This is a genomic window from Corallococcus carmarthensis (assembly GCF_003611695.1).
In the GTDB taxonomy this organism is placed as follows: Bacteria; Myxococcota; Myxococcia; order Myxococcales; family Myxococcaceae; genus Corallococcus; species Corallococcus carmarthensis.
The window spans coordinates 1-8453 of the sequence record NZ_RAWE01000314.1 but is presented as its reverse complement, the minus strand read 5'-3'; the positions used below and the strand labels follow the sequence as shown (position 1 = coordinate 8453).

The window sequence follows — 8453 nt, the reverse complement described above, 5'->3', positions numbered from 1 at the left end:
GGGGGGCACGGGCGGCGGAACTCCTGGCGCGGGAGGCGTGACGGTGGGGCACACCCAACCTAACCGATGCGGCCAGGAGGGACGTCCGGAATGAAAACAACGTTCCCTGGTCATCGTGTTTCGGCGGCCCCCACGCGGACGCTGGTTCGCGTGGCGACGTTGAATCGCCGCACCGCCCCATCGTCCTTTCCCGGGAGCACCGGGAGACGGATGCACCCTGCCTGCCTTGACACTCCCGGGGGCCGACAGTAAGCCAGCCGGGACCCCCAGATGCTCTCGCGCGCCCACACCCTTGCCCGCCTCACCGCGATGCTGCTCGTCGCGCTCTGGGGTGCCCAGCCGCTGGGTCTGGCGCTGCACGTGGAGCAGCACGCGCACCGGTTCTGTCCGCAGCATCAGACGTTCGAAGAGGACGCGCGGAGAGCGAACCCGGCGCTGTCCCGCTTCAGTGAGCGTGCCCCCGTCGTCGCGTCCGTCCCGCCCGCGGTGGCGGATGCGACGGGCCTCAACCACGAGACGTGCCCGCTGCTCACGGCCGCCCCGCAGGTGGAGGCCCTCCAGGGCGCACGCATCGACTCCGCCTCCGCGTGCGTGGAGAGCAACCACCCGGCCACCGCGCCGCCCCGCTCCTTCGCGCCGCTCGCCGTTCTCGACACCGCACCCAAGGCCTCGCCTCCGACGCACGCGTAGTTCCGTTGCGTGTCGTGTCCGTGAAGCAGGTCATCAGGTCGACGGTCGTCGAGGGGTGTGCATGCGCATGCGCCTCGACCGGCCGGTTCCGAGGAGCAAACATCCGTGTCATCTCTTCCGCGCAGGAATCCTCGCGCCCTCGCCGTCGTGCTCGCCGCCCAGCTGTCCGCGAGCGCCGCATGGGCCCAGCAGTCATCCCCTCCGTCCACCGCGTCTCCCCCTCCTTCCGAGTCCCCTGCCCCGGCCCAGGCCGCGCCCCCCGATGCGGCTTCCACCGGAGACGCTCCGGCGCTGAGTCCGGAGGAGATGGAGGAGATTGAGAAGGCGCTGGGCACGGACACGAGCACGCGCGCGCGTCCGTCCGGCGACACGTCCCCGGCGTCGCCCACCGCGACGAACGACTCCGGCGTGACGCCGCTCAAGCTGCCCAACGCCATCAGCAGCGGCACCAACTTCCTCAACCTGAGCTTCATCCTGGACATGGCCCTGGCGGCCTTCTCCAGCAAGGTGCCGTTGCAGGGCGGCGCGCACGACCCGACGAAGAACGGCTTCAACCTCCAGCAGTTGGAGCTGTCCATCGGCTCCGTGGTGGATCCGTACTTCCGCTTCGACAGCAACCTCGTCTTCAGCCAGTTCGGCGTGGAGATTGAAGAGGCGTACGTCACCACCTTGGACCTGCCCGCCAACCTCCAGGTGCGCGCGGGGCAGTTCCTCACCCGCTTCGGCCGGATCAACTCCACGCACCCGCACGCGTGGGACTTCGTGGATCAGCCCTTCGTCATGAGCCGCTTCTTCGGCGCGGAGGGCAACCGCGGCCTGGGCGTGGAGGGTTCATGGCTCACGCCGCTGCCCTGGTACGTGGAGGTGGTGGGCAGCGCCACCGACGCGACGGGCGAGGCCACCGCGCGCAGCTTCTTCGGCGCGTCCGACGAGCGCGTGCTGTCACCGCTGGACTTCCAGCTCACCGGCGCGGTGAAGCAGTTCTTCGCGCTGTCGGACGACCTGTCGCTCCTGTGGGGGCTGTCCGCCGCCACGGGCCCCAACGCCACGGGCTACCGCAACCACAGCAGCATCTACGGCACGGACGTCTACCTGAAGTTCCGGCCCATCACGTCGCAGAGCTCGCAGCAGCTGGTGTTCCAGGCGGAGGTGCTCTACCGCCGCCGCCAGGCCCCGGAGGACGTGCTGTCGGACTGGGGCGGCTACGCGCAGACGGTGTGGCGCTTCTCCAACCGCTGGGCCACGGGCGTGCGCTACGAGTTCGGCACGGCCGCGAAGACGCAGGAGGGCCGCGTCGCGAATGATCCGCTCGACCCCGAGTGGATCTCCGACCGCCAGCGCATCACCGCGGAGCTGACGTTCTGGCCCACGGAGTTCTCCCGCCTGCGCCTGCAGGCCGCCACGGACCGCGTGGGCTGGCGCGGGTCGCCGGACTACTCGGCCTTCCTCGCCCTTGAAGTCGTGACCGGCGCCCACGGTGCCCATGCGTTCTGACCTCTTCTTCCGGAGCCCTTCCATGCGTTCCCTTCGCCTCTTCGCGGCCCTGTGCGCCGCCGTCGTCAGCCTCACCGCCGTTCCCGCCCGCGCGGACCTGAAGGTCGTCGCCACCCTCCCGGACCTGGCCACGCTGGCCAAGGCCGTGGGCGGGGACAAGGCGGACGTCATCGCCCTGGCGCTGCCCACGCAGGACCCGCACTTCGTGGACGCCAAGCCGAACCTGGCGCTCGCGATCAACCGCGCGGACCTGCTCATCGCCGCGGGCCTGGACCTGGAGATCGGCTGGCTGCCCACGCTCCAGCTGGGCGCGCGCAACAACCGCATCCAGACGGGCAACCCGGGCTACCTGGACGCGTCGCGCGCCGTGAACCTCCAGGAGGTGCCCGCCGGACAGGTGGACCGCAGCCAGGGCGACGTGCACCCCGGCGGCAACCCGCACTACCTTTATGATCCGCGGCAGGCGCTGCTGGTGGCCCGCGCCATCGAAGCGCGCATGTCGCAGCTGGATGCGAAGAACGCCGCCACCTACAAGGCCAACCTCGAGAAGTTCACGAAGGAGCTGACGGCGGCGCAGGCGGGCTGGGAGAAGCGGCTCGCGGGCCTCAAGGGCGTGCCCGTCATCGCGTACCACCGCACGACGGCGTACCTGCAGAACTGGCTGGGCTTCACCACCGTCGCGTTCCTGGAGCCCAAGCCGGGCATCCCGCCGAACCCGTCCCACGTCGCGCAGGTGCTGGCGCAGGGCAAGGCGAACAAGGTGAAGCTGGTCCTCAAGGAGGACTACTACCCGGACAACATCGCGAAGCTCGTGGCGTCGAAGATTCCCGCCGCGCTCGTCACGCTGCCCGGCGGCACCGACTTCCGCTCCGGCCAGACGTACGTGCAGCGCATGGAGCTGATGGTGGGCCGGCTGGAGCAGGGCCTCGCCGGGAAGGGGGAATGACGCCATGAAGCGACTCCATTCCAGGGCGTGGTTGCTTCCTCTCGCGCTCCTGTCCGGCTGTGCGTTCGACGCGGGCGAGAGCTTCGCGGTGCTGGAGCCCTCCGTCGAGGCCGCGTACACGACGCTGTCCGACCGGAACGCGGGCGACGGCTACCAGGCGCTCGCCTCCGACTTCCAGCTGCGCATGGACACCGGCGCGGTGAGCCTGGGCAGCATCGACCTGCTGGCCAGCTCCGGCGGGGGCGGCACCACGACGTTCGACCCTTCCTCGCCGCCGCCGGGCTACACGCTGTGCCACAACGGGCACTGCCACAGCGATTCCGGGGCGCTCGTGGACTACGCGGACATCGAGGCGGAGCTGGGCGGTGGCGGCAGCAGCACGGTCACCGTGGCCAACCTCCCGGTGGACGCGGAGCTGGACCTGCTGTCGCCCACGACACGCGACCTCGCCTGCGAGCCCGGCTGCGAGCTGGGCAAGACGACACTGTCCAGCGGGCGCTGGTCCATCACCGGCCTGCGGATGACAGGCAGCGTGCGTGATGGCCGGGTCCCGGCGCGCTTCGCGGGGGCCCTGCCCTTCCGCTTCACCGCGACGGTGGCGGGAGCGGAGGCCACGCCGGTGGCGGTGCTCAAGGGCGACCTGGATGTGCCGTCCGACCGTGAGAACGCGCCGCGCGTGACGCTGGGATTGAAGCTGGCGCTGACGCCGGCCCTCTTCGACGCGGTGGACTGGTCCGCCGCGAAGCCGGGCGCCGATGGTGTCGCGGACCTGGACGCGCCCGAGAACGCGGCGGTGCGTGCCGCGCTCCTGGAGAAGGTGGCCCAACTGAGCCCTATCGCGGAGGTGAACCGTGGCTCACGGTGATCATGAGACGGAGTTGGACCGGGGGCACCGCGCCGCTCCGCACCCGGAGCCGGGCGAACCGCTCTTGAAGTGCGAGCAGCTCGTCATCGGCTACGGGGGCAAGGACATCCTGCCTCCCATGGACCTGGTGGTGCGCCGCCGCCAGTTCGTGGCGGTGGTGGGCCGCAACGGCTCCGGCAAGAGCACCTGGTTCAAGACGCTGCTGGGACTCATCCCACCGGTGTCCGGCCGCATCACCCTGGGCGCGCCGCACATCCGCAGCGCGTACGTGCCGCAGATGTCCGCCATCGACTCGCTGCTGCCCGTGCACGCGCGGGAGCTGACCAGCTGGGGGCGGCTGTCCGGATGGAACTTCCTGCGGCCCTTCCCCAGCAAGGCGGACCGGCAGAAGGTGGAGGCGGCGCTCGACACGGCGGGAGCGCGCGGCATCGCGAAGCGGCCCTTCCGCGACCTGTCCGGCGGCGAGAAGCAACGCGCGCTGCTGGCGCGGGTCATCGCCACCGAGGCCGACGTCGTGCTGCTGGATGAGCCCACCGCCGCGATGGACGCGGTGGCGGAGAAGCAAACGATGTTGCGGCTGTGCGCGCTCGCGCACGACCGGGGCCTGGGCGTGGTGGTGGTGAGCCACGACATGTCCGTCGCCGCCGAGCACGCCGACGTCATCCTCTTCGTGGACCGCGAGCACCGCTGCTTCGTCATGGGCGATGCCCGCACCGTGTTCTGTCACCCCGCCTTCCGCCGCCAGTACGGCGACGATTACTGCCACAGCGCGCCCCAGGGACCCCACCGTGGAAACAACCCTGCTTGAGCCCTCGAAGTGGGAACAGTTCCAAGCGGGCTGGGAGCTGTTCCGCGATCCCATCCTCTGCGCGCTCATCGCCGGGTGCGTGCTGGGCTTCCTCAGCGTCTACGTGGTGCTGCGGCGCATGGTGTTCGTCAGCGCGGCGGTGACGAACACCGCGGGCCTGGGCGTGGCGCTGGCCTTCTTCGCCGAAATCCACCTGGGCGTGCACGTGGATCCGCTGGTGGGCGCGGTGGTGCTGTCGGTGGCGGCCACGCTGCTGCTGATGGTGGAGCCCGCGCGGCTGCGGTTGTCGCGGGAGAGCCTGCTGGGGTGCGCGTTCGCCTTCGCGGGCGGCGCGGCCATCCTGGTGGGTGACCGCATCGCGCAGGAGGCGCACGACATCCAGGGCATCCTCTTCGGCACCGCGGTGCTGGTGACGCCGGATCAACTCCAGGCGGTGGCGGTGGCGGGCGCGGTGATGATGGTGCTGCACCTGTGGTGGTTCCGGGGCATCGCCTTCGTGAGCTTCGACCGCATCGGCGCCACGGTGCAGGGGCTGCCGGTGAAGATGCTGGACACGGTGTTGATGGTGTCCATCGGCATCATGGTGGGCGTGTGCGCGCGGGCCCTGGGCGCCCTGCCCGTCTTCGCGTTCTCCACGCTGTCGGCCATCGCCGCGCTGGTGCTGGACCTGCGGCTGCCGTGGACCTTCTTCACGGCGACCGTGCTGGGCGGCATCGCGGGCGCGGGCGGGTACCTGTTCGCGTACTTCTACGACTTCCCGGTGGGCGGTTCGCAGACCGTCCTGTCCGGGGTCCTGGTGCTGCTGATGATGCTCGTGCGCCTGGTTCAGGCGCCCTTCACGCGCAGGGCGTGAGCGGCGGATCCGCCGTCGTCCCGGGGTTCAGCGGACGGCGGCGGAAACCTTCTTGAACTCGGGCGTGCCCGCGCGGCCCAGCATGTCGAACAGGGCCGACTCCACGGTGAGGATGCGCGCGCCCGCGTCGCGGCACAGCTCCAGCCCCACGCGGCGGTCCTCCTCCGACCGGGACAGCACGGCGTCCGCGAGGAGGCACGGCTCCCGGCCGCTGTCCGCCAGGTCGCGCGCCGTTTGAAAGACGCAGATGTGCGTCTCCATGCCGGTGATGAGCACCTGCTTGCGGTCCCCCAGCACGGACAGCACGTCCGGCGTGGCGGCGGAGAAATCCAACTTCTCCAGCGGCTTGAACTCCCCCAGGCGCAGCTTGAGGAGCGAGTGCGTGCGGCCCAGCCCCTGCGGGTACTGCTCCGTGACGATGACGGGCAGGCCCAGGGCCCGCGCGCCCTCCACGGCGGCGCCGGTGCGCGCGAGCATGCGGTCCAGGGCGTCGCGTTCCATCGCGGCGCACAGGCGCTCCTGGATGTCGACGACGAGCAGCGCGGCCTGCTCGGGCTTCAGGCGGAACGACGGCATGGGGCGGCTCCTTGGAGAATGGCTCCTAGTGACGCGAAGGCCGCGCCTGCGTCAAGCGCGGCGGCGTGCGCGCTCAGCCTCCGTGAACGGTCCAGGTCGCTGCCTCACCCCTGGGTCCGTGCGCGGTGTCCACCGGTGCCGCGTCGGGCACCCTCCGAAGGGCGGCGCGGCCCCGATTGCCCCTGGCCGCGAAGCCTCGCGCGCGTTGCAGACCCGGCAGGTGCGGATCCGCGTCGCGCCACAGGTCCAGCACCACGGCGAAGTCGTGCGCCGCCTCGGACATGCACTCGCAGGCGACGTGGGCCTCCGCGACCAGCAGCATGCAGTGGCCACACCCGGGCCGCTCCCCTGCCCGCTCCAGTGCCAGCTCCAGGGCCTTCTCCTCGCGGCCGGAGCGCAGGCGCACGCGGGCCAGCGTCTCACGGGGCGGCCGGCAGAAGAGCGCGGGCCCCACCGGGCGCAGGCGGCGCTCCAGGCGAAGGGCTCGCGTGAGCGCGGCCTCCGCCCGGCCGGAGTCTCCCCGGCGCGAATCCAACGTGCCCCGCAGCTCCTGCGCGGCGACCTCCACCGTGCGCGCCACGTCGCGAGCGCACAGCGCGCGGCCCTCTGAGCGCGGCGCCTCCGACAAGGTGAGCACCAGCGCATCCAGGGCTCCACACGCGCGGTCCACGTCGCCCAGGCGTCCGGTCTCCAGGGCACAGACGCCTCGCGCGTACAGGCGCACGGCGTCGCGCAGTCCGACTTCCGCGACGGTGGCCGCGTCTCCCAGCTCCATGGGGACCTCCGCCGCGGCCCGGCTGAACCCGAAGCGCAGGTGCGCGGCGACGAGCGTGGTGGCGGCGAAGAGCACCGCCTGCGGTTGGCCACCCGAGGCCTCCACGCGCTGCCGCAGCTTTCGCGCCCAGGCCTGCGCGCCCCGGTACTGCCCCACCTCCGCGCAGCCTTCACTGAGCAGACGCAGGGCGGTGTCCGCGCTCGGCGCCACGTCCAAGGGCAGCGCTTCCCGCGCGAGGTACGCGTCGTCCACCGTCACCGCGGCCTCCAGGATGCGGTTCGCCTCCACCGCGCGGCCCACGCGCAGCAACAGGCGTCCGGCGGCGAGCAGCGCGGGGCTTCCCGCGGGCACGAGCGACGGGAGCAGCTCCGCGCTTTCGAGCGCCGTCTCCGGCCGGGCGCTGGGCAGCCACGCCTGCACCCAGGCCACGTGCACGCCCGCGTGGTTCGGGTGCGTGCGCAACAGGTCGCGCAGGAGGAGCTGCGCATACGGTTGTCCCTGCCCGGGACGCCCGTCGGATTCGTACCCGTCCAGCAGGAAGCCCGCGAGCAGCAGGCGCGGCTCGGGCTCCTGGGGGAAGCGGTCGATGAGGCACTCCATCTCGCGCACGAAGGCGTGTCTGCCGTTGGCGGGGCCCTTGTCCGCGAGGAGGCTGGCGGCGACGACCAGCCGCTGCTCCATGTCGGTGGTGCCCTCCGCCAACGTCAGCGCCTTGCGGATGGCCTCCGCGCGGTCCGCGGTGAATCGCTGCCCCACGCCCCTTGCGAGCGCGAGCCCCCACCACGCCATGGCGAGGGACGGATCCTGACGCGCGGCCTCCGCGAAGGCGCGCCGGGCCTCCAGCGCCCAGCCCAGGTGCAGCAGGCGCAGGCCCTGATCAAAGTACGCCTGCGCCAGGGGAACCCGCGTCGTCACCCGCAGGTGGGCGTCCCCCAGCCCGTCCTGGAGCGGCGGCGTGGGAAGGGCTTCGTCCGGCAGGTCCTCCCACGCGACGTGGGAATGGACGGACGGTGCATCGGCTCGGAACAGACGTGCCAGCATGGTGTCCTCCTCACGCTCCGGTCATCGGAGCGACATGGTGTTGCACCGAGGCATCGGTCGCGCGCACGCGCACGGCCAGCCGCCTCCAGGCGGTGGACAACTCTTCCGCGGGGATGGGAGACGCCTTGCGCCGCGCCGCCAGGCACTCGCGCCGCCAGGCGAGGCCCACGTCGCGGGCCACCCACGCCTCGTACTCCGCCAGCCAGTCCGCCAGCAGCGCGAGCCCCGCCCGCGCCGCCCTGCGCTCCGGCCCCGTGGCCGCGTCCCGGCGGACGCCCACGTCCTCCACGCGGAAGGCCGTGCCGCACGCGCCCTCCACCCACCGGGGCACGAAGCCGTCACGCGGCACGAAGATGGCGGCGCCGCACGCGTCACACAGCGCGCCGAAACCCCACAGCGTGAGGC

The 8453-nt window shown here is 71.9% G+C and carries 8 protein-coding genes and 1 pseudogene; 6 read left to right on the top strand and 3 right to left on the bottom strand.

All coding sequences use genetic code 11. The features are described from left to right. The first annotated feature begins 270 nt into the window (after positions 1-270). From D7X32_RS41440 to D7X32_RS41415, 6 genes are all read left to right on the top strand, one after another. Positions 271-690 (top strand): hypothetical protein, encoded by a 420-nt coding sequence (locus D7X32_RS41440; RefSeq protein WP_120608027.1) that lies wholly within the window; start codon positions 271-273, stop codon positions 688-690. 105 nt (positions 691-795) lie between these two features. Next, positions 796-2184 (top strand): zinc-regulated TonB-dependent outer membrane receptor, encoded by a 1389-nt coding sequence (locus D7X32_RS41435; RefSeq protein WP_120608026.1) that lies wholly within the window; start codon positions 796-798, stop codon positions 2182-2184. A gap of 22 nt (positions 2185-2206) precedes the next feature. Next, entirely contained in the window at positions 2207-3130 is a 924-nt protein-coding gene (locus D7X32_RS41430; protein WP_120608028.1) for a metal ABC transporter substrate-binding protein, read from the top strand. A 4-nt stretch (positions 3131-3134) separates the two neighbouring features. Further along, on the top strand, positions 3135-3995 hold the full coding sequence (locus D7X32_RS41425) for a hypothetical protein (RefSeq protein WP_120608025.1): 861 nt from the start codon (positions 3135-3137) through the stop codon (positions 3993-3995). 13 nt (positions 3996-4008) lie between these two features. Continuing rightward, on the top strand, positions 4009-4803 hold the full coding sequence (locus tag D7X32_RS41420) for a metal ABC transporter ATP-binding protein (protein WP_120608024.1): 795 nt from the start codon (positions 4009-4011) through the stop codon (positions 4801-4803). Then, positions 4784-5656, top strand: a complete 873-nt coding sequence (locus D7X32_RS41415; protein WP_120608023.1) for a metal ABC transporter permease — start codon at positions 4784-4786, stop codon at positions 5654-5656. The genes D7X32_RS41420 and D7X32_RS41415 overlap by 20 nt, the downstream gene beginning before the upstream one ends. A 27-nt stretch (positions 5657-5683) precedes the next feature. Here the strand turns inward: D7X32_RS41415 and D7X32_RS41410 are convergent, their stop codons facing one another. From D7X32_RS41410 to D7X32_RS41400, 3 genes and pseudogenes are all read right to left on the bottom strand, one after another. Next, positions 5684-6232 (bottom strand): isochorismatase family protein, encoded by a 549-nt coding sequence (locus D7X32_RS41410; RefSeq protein WP_120608022.1) that lies wholly within the window; start codon positions 6230-6232, stop codon positions 5684-5686. 73 nt (positions 6233-6305) lie between these two features. Next, the gene (locus D7X32_RS41405; protein ID WP_120608021.1) at positions 6306-8048 is read right to left on the bottom strand and encodes a hypothetical protein; all 1743 of its coding nucleotides are present in this window, start codon (positions 8046-8048) and stop codon (positions 6306-6308) included. 10 nt (positions 8049-8058) lie between these two features. Then, positions 8059-8453 (bottom strand): annotated as a pseudogene (locus D7X32_RS41400) (hypothetical protein); the annotation flags it as partial.